This is a genomic window from Corynebacterium glutamicum ATCC 13032, from assembly GCF_000011325.1.
Lineage (GTDB): Bacteria > Actinomycetota > Actinomycetes > Mycobacteriales > Mycobacteriaceae > Corynebacterium > Corynebacterium glutamicum.
The window spans coordinates 2,703,919-2,723,706 of the sequence record NC_003450.3 but is presented as its reverse complement, the minus strand read 5'-3'; the positions used below and the strand labels follow the sequence as shown (position 1 = coordinate 2,723,706).

7 protein-coding genes, 5 rRNA genes and 1 pseudogene are annotated in these 19,788 nt (G+C 52.7%); 7 read left to right on the top strand and 6 right to left on the bottom strand.

The features are described 5' to 3' along the window. Nucleotides 1–93: 93 nt before the first annotated feature. Entirely contained in the window at nt 94–660 is a 567-nt protein-coding gene (gene epsC, locus CGL_RS12770) for a serine O-acetyltransferase EpsC (protein ID WP_006286028.1), read from the bottom strand. Between the two features lie 185 nt (nt 661–845). Next, a complete protein-coding gene (gene cysK / locus CGL_RS12765; RefSeq protein ID WP_011265967.1) occupies nt 846–1,781 on the bottom strand; it encodes a cysteine synthase A in 936 nt (311 codons plus the stop codon). A 697-nt stretch (nt 1,782–2,478) separates the two neighbouring features. Here cysK and ramA point away from each other — a divergent pair. After that, a complete protein-coding gene (ramA, locus tag CGL_RS12755; protein ID WP_003857068.1) occupies nt 2,479–3,324 on the top strand; it encodes an acetate metabolism transcriptional regulator RamA in 846 nt (281 codons plus the stop codon). Nucleotides 3,325–3,383: 59 nt separating this feature from the next. On the opposite strand, the gene CGL_RS12750 is transcribed toward ramA, so the two are convergent. After that, a complete protein-coding gene (locus CGL_RS12750; protein WP_011015213.1) occupies nt 3,384–3,956 on the bottom strand; it encodes a cob(I)yrinic acid a,c-diamide adenosyltransferase in 573 nt (190 codons plus the stop codon). Nucleotides 3,957–4,016: 60 nt separating this feature from the next. Here CGL_RS12750 and murA point away from each other — a divergent pair, with 60 nt between their 5' ends. The 4 genes from murA to rrf all read left to right on the top strand — a co-directional run bounded on the left by murA (nt 4,017) and on the right by rrf (nt 11,128). After that, the gene (murA, locus tag CGL_RS12745; protein ID WP_011015212.1) at nt 4,017–5,273 is read left to right on the top strand and encodes a UDP-N-acetylglucosamine 1-carboxyvinyltransferase; all 1,257 of its coding nucleotides are present in this window, start codon (nt 4,017–4,019) and stop codon (nt 5,271–5,273) included. Between the two features lie 616 nt (nt 5,274–5,889). After that, nucleotides 5,890–7,413, top strand: a 16S ribosomal RNA gene (locus tag CGL_RS12740). 391 nt (nt 7,414–7,804) lie between these two features. Further along, nucleotides 7,805–10,892: ribosomal RNA gene (locus CGL_RS12735) — 23S ribosomal RNA — on the top strand. A 119-nt stretch (nt 10,893–11,011) separates the two neighbouring features. Continuing rightward, nucleotides 11,012–11,128 (top strand): 5S ribosomal RNA (rrf, locus tag CGL_RS12730). The 16S, 23S and 5S rRNA genes sit together here, the layout of an rRNA operon. Nucleotides 11,129–11,328: 200 nt before the next feature. On the opposite strand, the gene CGL_RS12725 is transcribed toward rrf, so the two are convergent. The 3 genes and pseudogenes from CGL_RS12725 to CGL_RS12715 form a co-directional block, all read right to left on the bottom strand. Further along, nucleotides 11,329–11,856 carry a class I SAM-dependent methyltransferase gene (locus tag CGL_RS12725; RefSeq protein ID WP_011015210.1) on the bottom strand — a complete coding sequence of 176 codons (528 nt, stop codon included), beginning with the start codon at nt 11,854–11,856 and terminating at the stop codon, nt 11,329–11,331. A 550-nt stretch (nt 11,857–12,406) separates the two neighbouring features. Next, nucleotides 12,407–13,078: pseudogene (locus CGL_RS12720) on the bottom strand (Gfo/Idh/MocA family protein); the annotation flags it as partial. A 69-nt stretch (nt 13,079–13,147) separates the two neighbouring features. Next, nucleotides 13,148–13,828 (bottom strand): sugar phosphate isomerase/epimerase family protein, encoded by a 681-nt coding sequence (locus tag CGL_RS12715; protein WP_011015208.1) that lies wholly within the window; start codon nt 13,826–13,828, stop codon nt 13,148–13,150. 928 nt (nt 13,829–14,756) lie between these two features. Here CGL_RS12715 and CGL_RS12710 point away from each other — a divergent pair. Both CGL_RS12710 and CGL_RS12705 read left to right on the top strand, forming a co-directional pair. Beyond that, a 16S ribosomal RNA gene (locus CGL_RS12710) occupies nt 14,757–16,280 on the top strand. A 391-nt stretch (nt 16,281–16,671) separates the two neighbouring features. Further along, nucleotides 16,672–19,759, top strand: a 23S ribosomal RNA gene (locus tag CGL_RS12705). Nucleotides 19,760–19,788: the final 29 nt, after the last annotated feature.

Sequence of the window (19,788 nt, the reverse complement as noted above, 5' to 3'; positions counted from 1 at the left end):
GGTTAAAGGTCCCTAGTGCGTGGCTAACAAACGCACTCTGGAGCTTCCCAAAAAAGCGCCCTGCCTGAACTTCAGGTAGGGCGCTAACTGTTCTTAAATGTAATAGTCCGGATCGACGAGCTTGATCTTCTCTGTCTTGCCACGTGGGCGTGCTACCGCAGGAATTCCGACTGCGATGTGTTCTGCCGGCACGTCTTTGGTGACAACTGCATTGGCGCCAATTGCGGAGCCTTCGCCGATGGTGATGGGACCTAAGATTTTTGCGCCCGCGCCGACTGTCACGTTGTCGCAGAGCGTGGGGTGGCGCTTGGTTTGGGTGAGAACCTGTCCGCCGAGGGTGACGCCGTGGTAGAGCATGACGCCTTCGCCGATTTCAGCGGTTTCGCCGATGACGATTCCCATTCCGTGGTCAATAAAAAAGCGACGACCAATGGTGGCACCGGGGTGAATTTCAATGCCGGTGAGGAATCGGGTGAATTGGGCTAATACGCGGGCGGGGCCGCGGAAACCGGATTTCCACCAGCTGTTGGCAACTCGATGTGCCCAGATGGCGTGGAGTCCGGAGTAAACCACTGCGTTTTCTAAATCGCCTCGGGCTGCTGGATCGTGTTCACGAGCGTTTGCGAGATCTTCACGGATCATTTTTATTGTCGAGAGCATGCAGGCAAGTCTAACAGCGTGACTTAACTGCACGTGGAAACTATCCAGAGAATTATTCACGGGCAAAGAAGGACTTAAAAGGACTCAAAGACACTCAAAACCGACCCGAATCGCACCCGACCCGACCTTGAGACATGAAAAAACCACCCAAGCAAAGAGCTTGAGTGGTTAACAGTCGCTAAGAATTAGTCGCGGATGTCTTCGTAAAGAACGGTGGAGACGTAGCGCTCGCCGAAGTCGGTGACAACGGTGACGATGGTTTTGCCAGCGTTCTCTGGCTTTGCTGCAAGGTCAAGAGCTGCCTTGATGTTTGCGCCGGTGGAGATACCGCCGAGGATGCCCTCTTCGGTAGCGAGCTTGCGGGAGAATGCGATTGCGTCTTCGTTGGAGACGGTCAGCACGTCGTCGAGAACCTTGCGGTCCAGGACCTCGGGGATGAAGTTTGCGCCGATGCCCTGGATCTTGTGTGGACCAGCCTTGCCAGCGGTCAGAAGTGGGGACGCTTCTGGCTCGACGGTGTAGACCTGTACGTCTGCGTTGTTTTCCTTCAGGACCTGGCCAACGCCGGTGACGGTTCCGCCGGTGCCGAAGCTTGCAACGAAGATATCAACGTTGCCGTCGGTGTCTTCGAGGATTTCCTTCGCGGTGGTGTCGCGGTGGACGCGTGGGTTTGCCTCGTTCTCGAACTGGCGAGCAAGGACTGCGTTTTCGCGTTCAGCGACGATTTCGTCTGCCTTGTCCTTTGCACCCTGCATGCCTGCTGCACCTGGGGTAAGAACGATCTCTGCACCGTAAGCGCGGAGGAGAACGCGACGCTCGTTGGACATGGTCTCCGGCATGGTGAGAACAACGTTGTATCCGCGTGCAGCGCCGACCATTGCCAGTGCGATACCGGTGTTGCCGGAGGTTGCTTCAACGATGGTGCCGCCTGGCTTCAGTGCACCGGACTTCTCTGCATCTTCAACGATGGCCAGACCGATACGGTCCTTGACGGAGTTTGCTGGGTTGAATGACTCAAGCTTGACCAGGACAGTTGCGTCGAGGCCTTCGGTGAGCTTGTTCAGCTTTACCAGTGGGGTGTGGCCGATGGTTTCGGTGATGTTGTTGTACACATTGCCCATGTCGGGTGGTGCTCCAATCATTGAAGTGCTGTTTTTGTTGGTCGACCGCTTGCGTAAACGCTGTAAACAATTACGAAACATCTACTTGAAGTGGCCTCTGTGACTTGAGTCTACACAAAAAGCAGTTTGAAAAGTAGACAGTTCTGTTCATTATTTGTAGACCGAGCGTATTTGCAGGTAGATCGACATCTATTCGATGAATATTTCTCGCGGGGTTAATGGTTGGGGAGCGGCGTCGAAAAGCATCTTTTAAAGAAGTCCGTTGTCGGAAAAATCTCAAAGGTTTGGCAGTTTCGTCCAATAATTTCACTTTTTCCACAAGGAAAAAGGTGTTCTATGACACTAATTTCAGCAAACTTGAGTTTAGCTAATACCGCAAATGGGGGTAGCGGGTGTGTTGAGGGGTGGCTGACCGGACAGGGATTTGAGTTTTTCTCTAAAACCGGCGTGAACTGGGGGTTAACTACCTCTTCGGGGGTGGTTGGGGTGGCGGGGGTGGCCCTTGAGGGGTGGGGAACTTATTTAAATACCCCCGAAAAACAAGGCAAATGGACACCCGTGCCAACATATTGGCGATCCGCCTCGACTATGTTCACCCCCAAAGGGGAAGTACACTGTACCCTTGTCGAATGATTGTTACTCGTGACGCGCCCTATGGGTGTACCAGCACGGGTGTAAAGCAGGAGGAAATCTGAAGGTGGATACCCAGCGGATTAAAGATGACGAAGATGCTATTCGTTCGGCGCTGACATCGCTGAAAACCGCAACAGGCATCCCAGTCACCATGTTCGCCACTGTGTTGCAGGACAATCGCCTGCAAATTACTCAGTGGGTTGGGTTGCGTACCCCGGCTCTGCAGAATCTGGTCATTGAACCAGGTGTGGGCGTTGGTGGACGCGTCGTCGCAACCCGTCGTCCGGTTGGTGTGAGTGATTACACCAGGGCAAATGTCATTTCACATGAGAAGGATTCCGCGATTCAGGATGAGGGCCTTCATTCCATTGTCGCAGTTCCCGTGATCGTGCACCGCGAAATTCGTGGCGTTTTGTATGTTGGCGTTCACTCTGCGGTGCGTCTCGGCGACACTGTTATTGAAGAAGTCACCATGACTGCGCGCACGTTGGAACAAAACCTGGCGATCAACTCCGCGCTTCGCCGCAATGGCGTTCCTGATGGTCGCGGTTCCCTCAAAGCTAACCGCGTGATGAATGGGGCGGAGTGGGAGCAGGTTCGTTCCACTCATTCCAAGCTGCGCATGCTGGCAAATCGTGTGACCGATGAGGATCTGCGCCGCGATTTGGAAGAGCTTTGCGATCAGATGGTCACCCCAGTCCGCATCAAGCAGACCACCAAGCTGTCCGCGCGTGAGTTGGACGTGCTGGCTTGTGTCGCGCTCGGTCACACCAACGTCGAAGCTGCTGAAGAGATGGGCATCGGCGCGGAAACCGTCAAGAGCTACCTGCGCTCGGTCATGCGCAAGCTCGGCGCCCACACGCGCTACGAGGCAGTCAACGCAGCACGCCGGATCGGCGCACTGCCTTAAAAAGATTTTGCTTTACGACGCCACCCTGCACCGTTTCAATCACGGTCGCAGGGTGGTTTTCATCTTTTTCCGCCCGGAACCCACTTCACATCATTGCCATTGTTGGCAACACGGGAAAGAATAAACAGCAGATCGCTAAGACGATTCAGGTATTGGGCTGGCAAGGTAGAGGTGGTGCTCGGAAATTCCCGCACCGCTATCCAAGCTGCTCTCTCCGCGCGCCTCGTAATTACCCTTGCGGTGTGCAAGAGTGCCGCTGCTGGCGTGCCACCCGGCAAAATGAAGGAATCCAACGCCGGCACATCCTCGTTCCATTTATCGCACTCCTTCTCAAGTCGTTCGATATATTCCGGAAGAACTCGAAGTGGGGGATACTTCGGATTCTCCTCAATCGGGGTTGCTAAGTCTGCGCCCACATCAAAAAGTTCATTTTGAATAGTCCGCAATAAGGTTGCCATATCTTCCGTAGGGCTGCTGAGTGCAAGCACTTGGCCAATCGCACAGTTTGCTTCATCGGAGTCGGCGTATGCAATAAGGCGGGGATCGTCCTTGGGAACTCGCTCAAAATTTGAGAGCCCCGTGGTTCCATCGTCCCCGGTTCGCGTATAGATCTTGGTTAAATGAACGGCCATAACTTGAGATTCTAGCTGTCGTTACGCACAGGGGTGGGGAACACGGATAAGGTGGGGCACGTGAAAGACAAGTTTTTAGTCACTGGTGGAGCACAGCTGCAGGGCGCTGTAAAAGTTTACGGCGCAAAAAACAGCGTTTTGAAGCTCATGGCAGCAGCACTTCTCGCTGAAGGCACAACAACTCTAACCAATTGCCCCGAAATCCTCGACGTCCCCCTGATGCGCGACGTCCTCGTTGGTCTTGGCTGCGATGTCACCATCGACGGCTCAACCGTAACCATTACTACCCCTGCAGAACTCAGCTCCAATGCTGACTTCCCAGCAGTCACCCAATTCCGTGCATCCGTATGTGTGCTTGGTCCATTGACAGCACGTTGTGGTCGCGCAGTTGTATCCCTTCCCGGCGGTGACGCCATTGGATCCCGTCCACTCGACATGCATCAAAGCGGCCTGGAAAAGCTTGGTGCCACCACCCGCATTTCCCACGGTGCAGTAGTTGCAGAAGCTGAAAAGCTCGTCGGTGCCAACATCACCCTGGATTTCCCGTCCGTCGGCGCCACCGAAAACATCCTCACTGCATCCGTCATGGCAGAAGGACGCACAGTATTAGATAACGCAGCGCGCGAACCAGAAATTGTTGATCTCTGCCGTATGCTTCGATCCATGGGCGCCAACATTGAAGGTGAAGGAAGCCCAACCATCACCATCGAAGGCGTAGAGAAACTCACCCCAACTCAGCACGAAGTAATCGGCGACCGCATCGTTGCCGGAACGTGGGCATACGCCGCTGCGATGACTCGTGGCGATATTACAGTTGGCGGAATCGCACCAAGGTATCTGCACCTTCCATTGGAAAAGCTCAAGATCGCCGGCGCCAAGGTGGAAACCTACGAAAACGGCTTCCGCGTCCAAATGGATAAGCAGCCTGAGGCAACCGACTACCAAACCCTCCCGTTCCCAGGGTTCCCTACAGATCTGCAACCCATGGCAATTGGAATCAACGCAGTATCTAATGGAACTTCAGTAATTACAGAGAATGTCTTTGAATCACGATTCCGCTTCGTCGATGAAATGCTTCGCCTGGGCGCTGACGCGAATGTCGATGGGCACCACGTAGTAATCCGAGGAATTGAACAGCTTTCCTCTACTTCCGTGTGGTCTTCAGATATCCGTGCAGGAGCAGGACTGGTTCTTGCCGCCCTTTGCGCAGACGGAGTGACCGAAGTTCACGATGTTTTCCACATCGACCGCGGATACCCCAACTTCGTGGAAAATCTGCAGAAACTCGGAGCGACCATCGAAAGGGTTTCTTCCTAACGAAGCCTTCCCATCAAGCATCCCCCAGCGAAACCATCATTGAGCTGGGGGTTTGTGCTTGTCAGAGGGGCTGTGTAGATTAATTCGAGTCAGCGCAACGAACCGAGCTTCACAGCAAGGGAAATTGAAACGCTGACAGACTCCCAAAATTCTTCAGGAATTAACGCAAGTTGCTTTCTGATTAACGATAAGGGTAAAGTCGAACAAGCTGCTTACGAGACACCGAGCAAGGTGATCAAGTTAGTGTGCGTATGTTGTTTGAGAACTCAATAGTGTGCCATTTATTATTTTTGTCACTACCACAGATCACCTTGGGTGATGTGTGGTGGGTCATGCCGGGTGGTGGATCGCCAATTTTATCCATCACTGTAAACAATAATCTTATTGTTGGCATGATTTTGTGGGTCTGCTTGTTCCCCGTCAAGGGACTAGGCCCACGTTGAAGACACGATGATCCTTATTTGGGTTGTGGTGTTTTTTTAGAATCATTATTTTTTGATAATGCCAGTAACACCCCATTCTCCAACTGTCACCTTTGTGTGTGGTTGGTGGGGGTGTTGTTGTTTTTGTCAGGTGTTGGGCTTTTCACGGCCTGAACAATCTTTTTTATTGTTTTTTTGTGGAGAGTTTGATCCTGGCTCAGGACGAACGCTGGCGGCGTGCTTAACACATGCAAGTCGAACGCTGAAACCGGAGCTTGCTTTGGTGGATGAGTGGCGAACGGGTGAGTAACACGTGGGTGATCTGCCCTACACTTTGGGATAAGCCTGGGAAACTGGGTCTAATACCGAATATTCACACCACCGTAGGGGTGGTGTGGAAAGCCTTGTGCGGTGTGGGATGAGCCTGCGGCCTATCAGCTTGTTGGTGGGGTAATGGCCTACCAAGGCGTCGACGGGTAGCCGGCCTGAGAGGGTGTACGGCCACATTGGGACTGAGACACGGCCCAGACTCCTACGGGAGGCAGCAGTGGGGAATATTGCACAATGGGCGCAAGCCTGATGCAGCGACGCCGCGTGGGGGATGAAGGCCTTCGGGTTGTAAACTCCTTTCGCTAGGGACGAAGCCTTATGGTGACGGTACCTGGAGAAGAAGCACCGGCTAACTACGTGCCAGCAGCCGCGGTAATACGTAGGGTGCGAGCGTTGTCCGGAATTACTGGGCGTAAAGAGCTCGTAGGTGGTTTGTCGCGTCGTCTGTGAAATCCCGGGGCTTAACTTCGGGCGTGCAGGCGATACGGGCATAACTTGAGTGCTGTAGGGGAGACTGGAATTCCTGGTGTAGCGGTGAAATGCGCAGATATCAGGAGGAACACCAATGGCGAAGGCAGGTCTCTGGGCAGTAACTGACGCTGAGGAGCGAAAGCATGGGTAGCGAACAGGATTAGATACCCTGGTAGTCCATGCCGTAAACGGTGGGCGCTAGGTGTAGGGGTCTTCCACGACTTCTGTGCCGCAGCTAACGCATTAAGCGCCCCGCCTGGGGAGTACGGCCGCAAGGCTAAAACTCAAAGGAATTGACGGGGGCCCGCACAAGCGGCGGAGCATGTGGATTAATTCGATGCAACGCGAAGAACCTTACCTGGGCTTGACATGGACCGGATCGGCGTAGAGATACGTTTTCCCTTGTGGTCGGTTCACAGGTGGTGCATGGTTGTCGTCAGCTCGTGTCGTGAGATGTTGGGTTAAGTCCCGCAACGAGCGCAACCCTTGTCTTATGTTGCCAGCACATTATGGTGGGTACTCATGAGAGACTGCCGGGGTTAACTCGGAGGAAGGTGGGGATGACGTCAAATCATCATGCCCCTTATGTCCAGGGCTTCACACATGCTACAATGGTCGGTACAGCGAGTTGCCACACCGTGAGGTGGAGCTAATCTCTTAAAGCCGGCCTCAGTTCGGATTGGGGTCTGCAACTCGACCCCATGAAGTCGGAGTCGCTAGTAATCGCAGATCAGCAACGCTGCGGTGAATACGTTCCCGGGCCTTGTACACACCGCCCGTCACGTCATGAAAGTTGGTAACACCCGAAGCCAGTGGCCCAACCTTTTAGGGGGGAGCTGTCGAAGGTGGGATCGGCGATTGGGACGAAGTCGTAACAAGGTAGCCGTACCGGAAGGTGCGGCTGGATCACCTCCTTTCTAAGGAGCTTTATTAACCCACATCAGACTGTGTCTGGTTGGTGGGTTGTTGGTGTTGGAACCCGTATGTGGTTGCCATCAACATTATTTTAATCGGGTGGAGATGACCCCTCGGGTGACAACAACACAGCAAACAGTGCTGTGATTAATAGGTGGCATGCTGTTGGGTGTCTGGAATGACATCGCAAGCATCACCTTTTGGTGGTGTGTGTGGGTTGTTTCTAACATCGAGCATCGTCAACACGGGTAGAGAATGTTGTGTTCTTTGGTTGTGGTGGGGGTGGTGTGTTGTGTGAGAACTGTATAGTGGACGCGAGCATCTTTATTTTTTTGTTTTTTGTTGTGTGATACCGAACGCGCCCGCACTTTGTGTGTGGGTTATAGTATTTTGTTTGTTGTTTTGTAGGGCACACGGTGGATGCCTTGGCATATCAAGCCGATGAAGGACGTGAGAGGCTGCGTTATGCCTCGGGGAGTTGCCAACTAAGCGTTGATCCGAGGATGTCCGAATGGGGAAACCCAGCCGCAGTGATGTGTGGTTACCTGCCAGTGAATGTATAGCTGGTGTGGAGGTTTACACGGGGAAGTGAAACATCTCAGTACCCGTAGGAGAAGAAAACAATTGTGATTCCGTTAGTAGTGGCGAGCGAACGTGGATGATGGCTAAAACTTATGTGTGTGATACCCGGCAGGGGTTGCATGTAGGTGGTTGTGGGGCAATGACGTTCATATTCTGCCGGATGTGGGCATGTGCTGCGTGGTTAGTGGAAGTGGTGTGGAAACACCTGCCGTAGAAGGTGAGAGTCCTGTACACGAAGATCATGGTGGTGTGTGTGGTTGTTGATACCCCGAGTAGCAGCGGGCTCGTGGAATCTGCTGTGAATTAGCCGGGACCACCCGGTAAGCCTGAATACTTGATATGACCGATAGCGGATTAGTACCGTGAGGGAATGGTGAAAAGTACCCCGGGAGGGGAGTGAAATAGTACCTGAAACCGTGTGCTGTCAATCCGTCAGAGCATCCTTTGTGGTGTGATGGCGTGCCTTTTGAAGAATGAGCCTGCGAGTCAGCGGCATGTCGCGAGGTTAACCCGTGTGGGGTAGCCGTAGGGAAACCGAATCCTAACGAGGGTGATTTTAGTGGCATGTCTTGGACCCGAAGCGGAGTGATCTACCCATGGCCAGTGTGAAGCAGCTGTAAGAGGTTGTGGAGGCGCGAACCCACTTAGGTTGAAAACTGAGGGGATGAGTTGTGGGTAGGGGTGAAAGGCCAATCAAACTCCGTGATAGCTGGTTCTCCCCGAAATGCATTTAGGTGCAGCGTCGTGTGTTTCTTGCCGGAGGTAGAGCTACTGGATGGTTTAGCGGGACCAACATCTTAGCGACATCAGCCAAACTCCGAATGCCGGTAAGTTAGAGCACGGCAGTGAGACTGCGGGGGATAAGCTTCGTAGTCGAGAGGGAAACAGCCCAGATCGCCGGCTAAGGCCCCTAAGGGTGTGCTAAGTGGAAAAGGAGGTGGGGTCGCGAAGACAGCCAGGAGGTTGGCTTAGAAGCAGCCATCCTTGAAAGAGTGCGTAATAGCTCACTGGTCGAGTGATTCCGCGCCGACAATGTAGTGGGGCTTAAGTACACCGCCGAAGCCGCGGCAATGATCTTTATAGGATTGTTGGGTAGGGGAGCGTCGTGCATGCGTTGAAGCTTTGGGGTGACCTTGGGTGGAGTGTGTGCGAGTGAGAATGCAGGCATGAGTAACGAATGATGCGTGAGAAACGTATCCGCCGGATGACTAAGGGTTCCTGGGTCAAGTTAATCTTCCCAGGGTGAGTCGGGGCCTAAGGCGAGGCCGACAGGCGTAGTCGATGGATAACGGGTTGATATTCCCGTACCCGAGTATGAGCGACCATGGTGAATCAGTGATACTAACCACCCATAAGCACCCGCGAAAAGGCTTTGCTTTTTTGTGGTGTGTGGTTGCGTGGGACCTGATCTGGTAGTAGCTAAGTGATGGGGTGACGCAGGGAGGTAGCTCAGCCACTTATTGGATTGTGGTGTAAGCGTGTGGCACGCAGTGTTGGTAAATCCGCACTGTTTTTGTGTGAGGCGTGATGCGGAGCCCGTAAAGGGTGAAGTGGGTGATCCTGTGCTGTCGAGAAAAGCCTCTAGCGATGTTGATATTCGGCCCGTACCCTAAACCGACACAGGTAGTCAGGTAGAGAATACTAAGGCGTTCGGGTGAACTGTGGTTAAGGAACTCGGCAAAATGCCCCCGTAACTTCGGGAGAAGGGGGGCCACGGCGTGTGAACAACTTTTCGTTGGGAGCGTGTTGTGGTCGCAGAGAATAGAGGGAAGCGACTGTTTACTAAAAACACAGGTCCGTGCGAAGACGTTTAAGTTGATGTATACGGACTGACGCCTGCCCGGTGCTGGAAGGTTAAGAGGACCGGTTAGGAAAACTTGTTTTTTCGAAGCTGAGAATTTAAGCCCCAGTAAACGGCGGTGGTAACTATAACCATCCTAAGGTAGCGAAATTCCTTGTCGGGTAAGTTCCGACCTGCACGAATGGCGTAACGACTTCCCTGCTGTCTCAACCACAGGCCCGGTGAAATTGCAGTACGAGTAAAGATGCTCGTTACGCGCGGCAGGACGAAAAGACCCCGGGACCTTCACTATAGCTTGGTATTGGTGTTTGATTCGGTTTGTGTAGGATAGGTGGGAGACTTCGATCATATGACGCTAGTTGTGTGTGAGTCGTTGGTGAAATACCACTCTGATCGGATTGGATGTCTTAACCTTGGCCCATGATCTGGGTTGGGGACAGTGCCTGGTGGGTAGTTTAACTGGGGCGGTTGCCTCCTAAAATGTAACGGAGGCGCCCAAAGGTTTCCTCAGCTTGGTTGGTAATCAGGTGGTGAGTGTAAGTGCACAAGGGAGCTTGACTGTGACACTGACAGGTGGAGCAGGGACGAAAGTCGGGACTAGTGATCCGGCACCTACTTGTGGTTGTGGTGTCGCTCAACGGATAAAAGGTACCCCGGGGATAACAGGCTGATCTTCCCCAAGAGTCCATATCGACGGGATGGTTTGGCACCTCGATGTCGGCTCGTCGCATCCTGGGGCTGGAGTAGGTCCCAAGGGTTGGGCTGTTCGCCCATTAAAGCGGCACGCGAGCTGGGTTTAGAACGTCGTGAGACAGTTCGGTCTCTATCCGCCGCGCGCGTTGAAACTTGAAGGAAGGCTGTCCCTAGTACGAGAGGACCGGGACGGACGTACCTCTGGTGTGCCAGTTGTTCCGCCAGGAGCAGGGCTGGTTGGCTACGTACGGGAGGGATAACCGCTGAAAGCATCTAAGCGGGAAGCCTGTTTCGAGATGAGGTTTCTTTTGAGGTTCCCTAGAGATTATGGGGTTGATAGGCCAGATCTGGAAGCACTGTGAGGTGTGGAGGTGACTGGTACTAATTTACCGATAACAACAAACCATTACGGTTTGGTGTAACGCAACGTAACGAAAACAAATTAACACATAAAGTGTTCGCGTCCATTATGCAGTGTCTGACACAACACAACCAACCTGTTGGTTGGTTTGGTGTGTGGTTGTGTCGGTGGTGATAGTAGCAGGGAAACGCCCGGTCCCTTTCCGAACCCGGAAGCTAAGCCTGGTTACGCTGATGGTACTGCACTCGGGAGGGTGTGGGAGAGTAGGTTACCGCCGACCAAAAACTTAACAATATATGAGAAGAAGCATGAAACAGACAGTGTTTGTTTCGTGCTTCTTCTCTTTTGTGCTTTCTAGACCCCTGTGCACGCGGCACCGATCCCTGGGGGTAAGCGTCGACAAGCACAAAGTGTTGTGGGAGTGGTGAGGATACATGGTTGTGTGTCCTCATCACTCCCTTTTTTGGTTTATAGGGCTGTTTAAGGCTTTGTCCACTCGAGGAGGTATCGGAAGTGGATTCCACGGCGAATACGGCGGTGAGGGAGGAGCTGCTTGGTGAGTTGTCGTATTTCGTGGAGACTCTCTGAGGGTTCTTTGGTAGGGAAGGGGTAGATTTGTTGTTCCCTATTGATGAGGCTGATTGGTCGGGAGAGAAAAGCTTGTAGTCCGGAGATGATCCAGTCGGAGGCGGTTTTGTTTTTGGCGAGGCCTACGATGAGGAGCTTGCCGCCAGGATTGAGGATTCGGACTGCTTTGTTAAGTCCTTCTTCCGCGTTCATGTGATGGAGGGACGCGATGAACGTGATGGCATCGTAGCTTTGGGTCGGCTGGAATTCTTCAAAGGTTGTATTAATAAGAGGATCCACGACATCGACATGCGCGACCTGGCGGCCGGCCAGGTCGGCGAAGGAGTGATCGCCGGAGCCGACGTCGAGAAGCGATCTTGAGCCTTTGAGCTTTGACACCAGCCATGGCCGATATGCGGTGTTGTGATTCCAAATGGGCATGAGCTCTACATTAGGGCTATGCGGGGCTTCTAGCGGCTTGTGCAGAGCGGAAGCTCGTCTGGTGTTTAACAGGGGGAGATCAGACGTGAGATTCTTTCACTTCAAAGTTCATTCATTATTGATTAAGAACGATTGCATAACTGAGGTTTTGAAGGTACCTGAACGATGATTTACCTCTATGCGCTGGTGGTTTGTCGTTTTACGCATCTCCTTGAAGGGCTAGATTTCGCCTCAAAAATTGATAAACAGCTGTCTTGCTAACCACTTTTTTAGGGCAGATTTGCGGCGTGGATTGATGAGTTCTCTACCCCGTATTTAAGTGTGAATTACTTTGCAACGCTTTGAATTGTCTAAATCTGAGAGTTGAGTTACTTATATTTTCGCTGGTGACGTGCTCGGCTTTGGTAACCACATTTAGAAACTTTGATACGACCTTCTTTGCGGAGTTTGAAGGGAGGTTCTGTCGGTACCCCCTTTTTAAATGTGTGCTGGATTACAAGAAGCGCATATTGGTAATATGTATCACCAATAGCATGGTTCAACTCACTTCACTGGTGTGGACTCCGGACTCGTGACCGATGTATGCGTGTGCGGTGTCTTCAACATCGATGACATCGGCATACTTATCGGTGGAGACAGTGCCCTTGACTTCTGTTGCCTTTCCAAGGAACCACTGCAGCAGATCCAGGGTGTGAATTGCTTGGTTCATCAGCAGGCCACCACCGGAGTGTGCTTGCTGGCCACGCCAAGGTTTCTGGGTGTAGTAGCCTGGGGTGCGGGTCCACACCACAGAGGAATATGCACCATTGATGGCACCGAGGTCACCTGAATCGAGCAGACGACGCAGTTCCTGGGAGGAAACGTTGTAACGGTTCTGATAGCACACTGCAATCTTTGGACCATCGGGGTTTTCATCCAAGTAGTCGATGAGACGCTGCGCCTGGTCCAACTCATTAGCCAACGGCTTTTCCAGGATGACATTTACACCGTGGTGTAGCGCTTCGAGAGCCAAACCAATGTGTTGGTCGTGGGGGGTGGTGATGTGTAGAACATCGATCTTCTTTTTGGAGAACAAAGCCGGCAGGCTGCCGTGGGCCTTGACGCTGCTTTCTGAAGAATCGCCAGCAGCTCCAAGTCCCGTCGCAAATTTCTCAGCAGTCTCTAGATCTTTATCCACCACTGCGACGAACTTAATACCAAGATCGGAAGCCAAAGCTTCCAGCGCTTCTGTATGAACGGTTGCGACGTCTCCTCATCCGACAATTGCAGCATTTGTCATTATCAGTTGTCCTTAGTTGTACTCGGCGTTGATGTTGTTCAGGATTCCTGCGAGAGCGTCGCATGCGCTGGTCCACAGGTCAGGTCCGCAGAGTCCGCCGAATTCATCGAAGTCACCCAGGTGAGGCTCGATGGAGACGAATCCGTTGTAACCGTCGGCGTTTAGCGCGGCAAGGAGCTCTGGGTATTGGCCGTCGCCTTGTCCTGCTGGCTTGATGATTCCGATGGGGTGCTCTGCATCTGGAATGGTCGCGTCCTTGATGTGGACGTAGTCGACGTAGTCCTTAACGATCGGCCATGCCTCATCAAAAGGCTTGAATCCGGTTTGCACGTAGTTAGCTGCGTCGTAGATTGCGCGGTAGTTAGGGGAGTCGATGCTGGTGATTAAATCCTTCACGCGCTGCGGGGAGTCGCCATAGATTCCCTTTTCATTTTCGTGGAGGAGGGTGATGCCGCCGGCTTCTGCGAGTTCGACCATTGCGTGGGTGCGGGAGAGTACTTCTTTGCGGAAGCTTTCAGGGTTGTCGCCTTCTGCAATAAAGAAGGAGAACATGCGGATGTATTTCGCGCCGAAGAGCTTAGCGACCTCAACACCGTGGCGTGCGCGCTCCAAGTGATCTTCAAAAGGATCGGTGATGTTGATCTTGCCGAAGTCGGATCCAACGGCTGAAAGTGAAATTCCTGCGGCATCCAATTTGGCTTTAGCTTCCGCGAGCTGTTCTTCAGTTTATTAAGTAAGGAAATCTGTTCGTCGAGATCATGTGCGATCTCATCTGCAAAACCAGTGATAGTAAACAAAGCACCCCTCATTTCTTGTGACGTGGGTTTAGAGTCTTAAAACTTGCGTCACACATCGCTCTACAGACGAAACTAAAGGATTGGTAGGATCATTAAATACCTCCCCCCAAAAGATCACACCTAAATATTTCAAGATTTCCGCTTATCGACGCCGCCCCACGTCCTCACCACGCATTCTTGCCGGGCGTGGCCCGGTAAGAAGAGCGCTTGACCTGGGCAGTTGCGGACTGTTGGGCGGGTGTGTAAATTAATTCCAGTCAGCGCGACCAACAACGCCCCAACACATAAGAGATTATGTGGACAGTGAGGCGGATCTAGGAAAACAAACGCTCGACAAACCAACAACACTTCATCGAAGTCAACAAACACCGATTTGGTGAAAGTAAACAAGATGAAGTAACGTTGAACAAGCTGCCAACAAGACACCAACACAAACAATGTTGATGCTCTTATGGTGTGCGTATGTTGTTTGAGAACTCAATAGTGTGCCATTTATTATTTTTGTCACTACCACAGATCACCTTGGGTGATGTGTGGTGGGTCATGCCGGGTGGTGGATCGCCAAATTATCCATCACTGTAAACAATAATCTTATTGTTGGCATGATTTTGTGGGTCTGCTTGTTCCCCGTCAAGGGACTAGGCCCACGTTGAAGACACGATGATCCTTATGTGGGTTGTGGTGTTTTTTTAGAATCATTATTTTTTGATAATGCCAGTAACACCCCATTCTCCAACTGTCACCTTTGTGTGTGGTTGGTGGGGGTGTTGTTGTTTTTGTCAGGTGTTGGGCTTTTCACGGCCTAAACAATCTATTTATTGTTTTTTGTGGAGAGTTTGATCCTGGCTCAGGACGAACGCTGGCGGCGTGCTTAACACATGCAAGTCGAACGCTGAAACCGGAGCTTGCTTTGGTGGATGAGTGGCGAACGGGTGAGTAACACGTGGGTGATCTGCCCTACACTTTGGGATAAGCCTGGGAAACTGGGTCTAATACCGAATATTCACACCACCGTAGGGGTGGTGTGGAAAGCCTTGTGCGGTGTGGGATGAGCCTGCGGCCTATCAGCTTGTTGGTGGGGTAATGGCCTACCAAGGCGTCGACGGGTAGCCGGCCTGAGAGGGTGTACGGCCACATTGGGACTGAGACACGGCCCAGACTCCTACGGGAGGCAGCAGTGGGGAATATTGCACAATGGGCGCAAGCCTGATGCAGCGACGCCGCGTGGGGGATGAAGGCCTTCGGGTTGTAAACTCCTTTCGCTAGGGACGAAGCCTTATGGTGACGGTACCTGGAGAAGAAGCACCGGCTAACTACGTGCCAGCAGCCGCGGTAATACGTAGGGTGCGAGCGTTGTCCGGAATTACTGGGCGTAAAGAGCTCGTAGGTGGTTTGTCGCGTCGTCTGTGAAATCCCGGGGCTTAACTTCGGGCGTGCAGGCGATACGGGCATAACTTGAGTGCTGTAGGGGAGACTGGAATTCCTGGTGTAGCGGTGAAATGCGCAGATATCAGGAGGAACACCAATGGCGAAGGCAGGTCTCTGGGCAGTAACTGACGCTGAGGAGCGAAAGCATGGGTAGCGAACAGGATTAGATACCCTGGTAGTCCATGCCGTAAACGGTGGGCGCTAGGTGTAGGGGTCTTCCACGACTTCTGTGCCGCAGCTAACGCATTAAGCGCCCCGCCTGGGGAGTACGGCCGCAAGGCTAAAACTCAAAGGAATTGACGGGGGCCCGCACAAGCGGCGGAGCATGTGGATTAATTCGATGCAACGCGAAGAACCTTACCTGGGCTTGACATGGACCGGATCGGCGTAGAGATACGTTTTCCCTTGTGGTCGGTTCACAGGTGGTGCATGGTTGTCGTCAGCTCGTGTCGTGAGATGTTGGGTTAAGTCCCGCAACGAGCGCAACCCTTGTCTTATGTTGCCAGCACATTATGGTGGGTACTCATGAGAGACTGCCGGGGTTAACTCGGAGGAAGGTGGGGATGACGTCAAATCATCATGCCCCTTATGTCCAGGGCTTCACACATGCTACAATGGTCGGTACAGCGAGTTGCCACACCGTGAGGTGGAGCTAATCTCTTAAAGCCGGCCTCAGTTCGGATTGGGGTCTGCAACTCGACCCCATGAAGTCGGAGTCGCTAGTAATCGCAGATCAGCAACGCTGCGGTGAATACGTTCCCGGGCCTTGTACACACCGCCCGTCACGTCATGAAAGTTGGTAACACCCGAAGCCAGTGGCCCAACCTTTTAGGGGGGAGCTGTCGAAGGTGGGATCGGCGATTGGGACGAAGTCGTAACAAGGTAGCCGTACCGGAAGGTGCGGCTGGATCACCTCCTTTCTAAGGAGCTTTATTAACCCACATCAGACTGTGTCTGGTTGGTGGGTTGTTGGTGTTGGAACCCGTATGTGGTTGCCATCAACATATTTTTAATCGGGTGGAGATGACCCCTCGGGTGACAACAACACAGCAAACAGTGCTGTGATTAATAGGTGGCATGCTGTTGGGTGTCTGGAATGACATCGCAAGCATCACCTTTTGGTGGTGTGTGTGGGTTGTTTCTAACATCGAGCATCGTCAACACGGGTAGAGAATGTTGTGTTCTTTGGTTGTGGTGGGGGTGGTGTGTTGTGTGAGAACTGTATAGTGGACGCGAGCATCTTTATTTTTTTGTTTTTTGTTGTGTGATACCGAACGCGCCCGCACTTTGTGTGTGGGTTATAGTATTTTGTTTGTTGTTTTGTAGGGCACACGGTGGATGCCTTGGCATATCAAGCCGATGAAGGACGTGAGAGGCTGCGTTATGCCTCGGGGAGTTGCCAACTAAGCGTTGATCCGAGGATGTCCGAATGGGGAAACCCAGCCGCAGTGATGTGTGGTTACCTGCCAGTGAATGTATAGCTGGTGTGGAGGTTTACACGGGGAAGTGAAACATCTCAGTACCCGTAGGAGAAGAAAACAATTGTGATTCCGTTAGTAGTGGCGAGCGAACGTGGATGATGGCTAAAACTTATGTGTGTGATACCCGGCAGGGGTTGCATGTAGGTGGTTGTGGGGCAATGACGTTCATATTCTGCCGGATGTGGGCATGTGCTGCGTGGTTAGTGGAAGTGGTGTGGAAACACCTGCCGTAGAAGGTGAGAGTCCTGTACACGAAGATCATGGTGGTGTGTGTGGTTGTTGATACCCCGAGTAGCAGCGGGCTCGTGGAATCTGCTGTGAATTAGCCGGGACCACCCGGTAAGCCTGAATACTTGATATGACCGATAGCGGATTAGTACCGTGAGGGAATGGTGAAAAGTACCCCGGGAGGGGAGTGAAATAGTACCTGAAACCGTGTGCTGTCAATCCGTCAGAGCATCCTTTGTGGTGTGATGGCGTGCCTTTTGAAGAATGAGCCTGCGAGTCAGCGGCATGTCGCGAGGTTAACCCGTGTGGGGTAGCCGTAGGGAAACCGAATCCTAACGAGGGTGATTTTAGTGGCATGTCTTGGACCCGAAGCGGAGTGATCTACCCATGGCCAGTGTGAAGCAGCTGTAAGAGGTTGTGGAGGCGCGAACCCACTTAGGTTGAAAACTGAGGGGATGAGTTGTGGGTAGGGGTGAAAGGCCAATCAAACTCCGTGATAGCTGGTTCTCCCCGAAATGCATTTAGGTGCAGCGTCGTGTGTTTCTTGCCGGAGGTAGAGCTACTGGATGGTTTAGCGGGACCAACATCTTAGCGACATCAGCCAAACTCCGAATGCCGGTAAGTTAGAGCACGGCAGTGAGACTGCGGGGGATAAGCTTCGTAGTCGAGAGGGAAACAGCCCAGATCGCCGGCTAAGGCCCCTAAGGGTGTGCTAAGTGGAAAAGGAGGTGGGGTCGCGAAGACAGCCAGGAGGTTGGCTTAGAAGCAGCCATCCTTGAAAGAGTGCGTAATAGCTCACTGGTCGAGTGATTCCGCGCCGACAATGTAGTGGGGCTTAAGTACACCGCCGAAGCCGCGGCAATGATCTTTATAGGATTGTTGGGTAGGGGAGCGTCGTGCATGCGTTGAAGCTTTGGGGTGACCTTGGGTGGAGTGTGTGCGAGTGAGAATGCAGGCATGAGTAACGAATGATGCGTGAGAAACGTATCCGCCGGATGACTAAGGGTTCCTGGGTCAAGTTAATCTTCCCAGGGTGAGTCGGGGCCTAAGGCGAGGCCGACAGGCGTAGTCGATGGATAACGGGTTGATATTCCCGTACCCGAGTATGAGCGACCATGGTGAATCAGTGATACTAACCACCCATAAGCACCCGCGAAAAGGCTTTGCTTTTTTGTGGTGTGTGGTTGCGTGGGACCTGATCTGGTAGTAGCTAAGTGATGGGGTGACGCAGGGAGGTAGCTCAGCCACTTATTGGATTGTGGTGTAAGCGTGTGGCACGCAGTGTTGGTAAATCCGCACTGTTTTTGTGTGAGGCGTGATGCGGAGCCCGTAAAGGGTGAAGTGGGTGATCCTGTGCTGTCGAGAAAAGCCTCTAGCGATGTTGATATTCGGCCCGTACCCTAAACCGACACAGGTAGTCAGGTAGAGAATACTAAGGCGTTCGGGTGAACTGTGGTTAAGGAACTCGGCAAAATGCCCCCGTAACTTCGGGAGAAGGGGGGCCACGGCGTGTGAACAACTTTTCGTTGGGAGCGTGTTGTGGTCGCAGAGAATAGAGGGAAGCGACTGTTTACTAAAAACACAGGTCCGTGCGAAGACGTTTAAGTTGATGTATACGGACTGACGCCTGCCCGGTGCTGGAAGGTTAAGAGGACCGGTTAGGAAAACTTGTTTTTTCGAAGCTGAGAATTTAAGCCCCAGTAAACGGCGGTGGTAACTATAACCATCCTAAGGTAGCGAAATTCCTTGTCGGGTAAGTTCCGACCTGCACGAATGGCGTAACGACTTCCCTGCTGTCTCAACCACAGGCCCGGTGAAATTGCAGTACGAGTAAAGATGCTCGTTACGCGCGGCAGGACGAAAAGACCCCGGGACCTTCACTATAGCTTGGTATTGGTGTTTGATTCGGTTTGTGTAGGATAGGTGGGAGACTTCGATCATATGACGCTAGTTGTGTGTGAGTCGTTGGTGAAATACCACTCTGATCGGATTGGATGTCTTAACCTTGGCCCATGATCTGGGTTGGGGACAGTGCCTGGTGGGTAGTTTAACTGGGGCGGTTGCCTCCTAAAATGTAACGGAGGCGCCCAAAGGTTTCCTCAGCTTGGTTGGTAATCAGGTGGTGAGTGTAAGTGCACAAGGGAGCTTGACTGTGACACTGACAGGTGGAGCAGGGACGAAAGTCGGGACTAGTGATCCGGCACCTACTTGTGGTTGTGGTGTCGCTCAACGGATAAAAGGTACCCCGGGGATAACAGGCTGATCTTCCCCAAGAGTCCATATCGACGGGATGGTTTGGCACCTCGATGTCGGCTCGTCGCATCCTGGGGCTGGAGTAGGTCCCAAGGGTTGGGCTGTTCGCCCATTAAAGCGGCACGCGAGCTGGGTTTAGAACGTCGTGAGACAGTTCGGTCTCTATCCGCCGCGCGCGTTGAAACTTGAAGGAAGGCTGTCCCTAGTACGAGAGGACCGGGACGGACGTACCTCTGGTGTGCCAGTTGTTCCGCCAGGAGCAGGGCTGGTTGGCTACGTACGGGAGGGATAACCGCTGAAAGCATCTAAGCGGGAAGCCTGTTTCGAGATGAGGTTTCTTTTGAGGTTCCCTAGAGATTATGGGGTTGATAGGCCAGATCTGGAAGCACTGTGAGGTGTGGAGGTGACTGGTACTAATTTACCGATAACAACAAACCATTACGGTTTGGTGTAACGCAACGTAACG

Coding starts and splice junctions, on each gene's coding strand:
- CGL_RS12750 (WP_011015213.1), bottom strand. CDS start 3,956: ATGGCCGTTCATTTAACCAAGATCTATACGCGAACCGGGGACGATGGA.
- CGL_RS12725 (WP_011015210.1), bottom strand. CDS start 11,856: ATGCCCATTTGGAATCACAACACCGCATATCGGCCATGGCTGGTGTCA.
- epsC (WP_006286028.1), bottom strand. CDS start 660: ATGCTCTCGACAATAAAAATGATCCGTGAAGATCTCGCAAACGCTCGT.
- cysK (WP_011265967.1), bottom strand. CDS start 1,781: ATGGGCAATGTGTACAACAACATCACCGAAACCATCGGCCACACCCCA.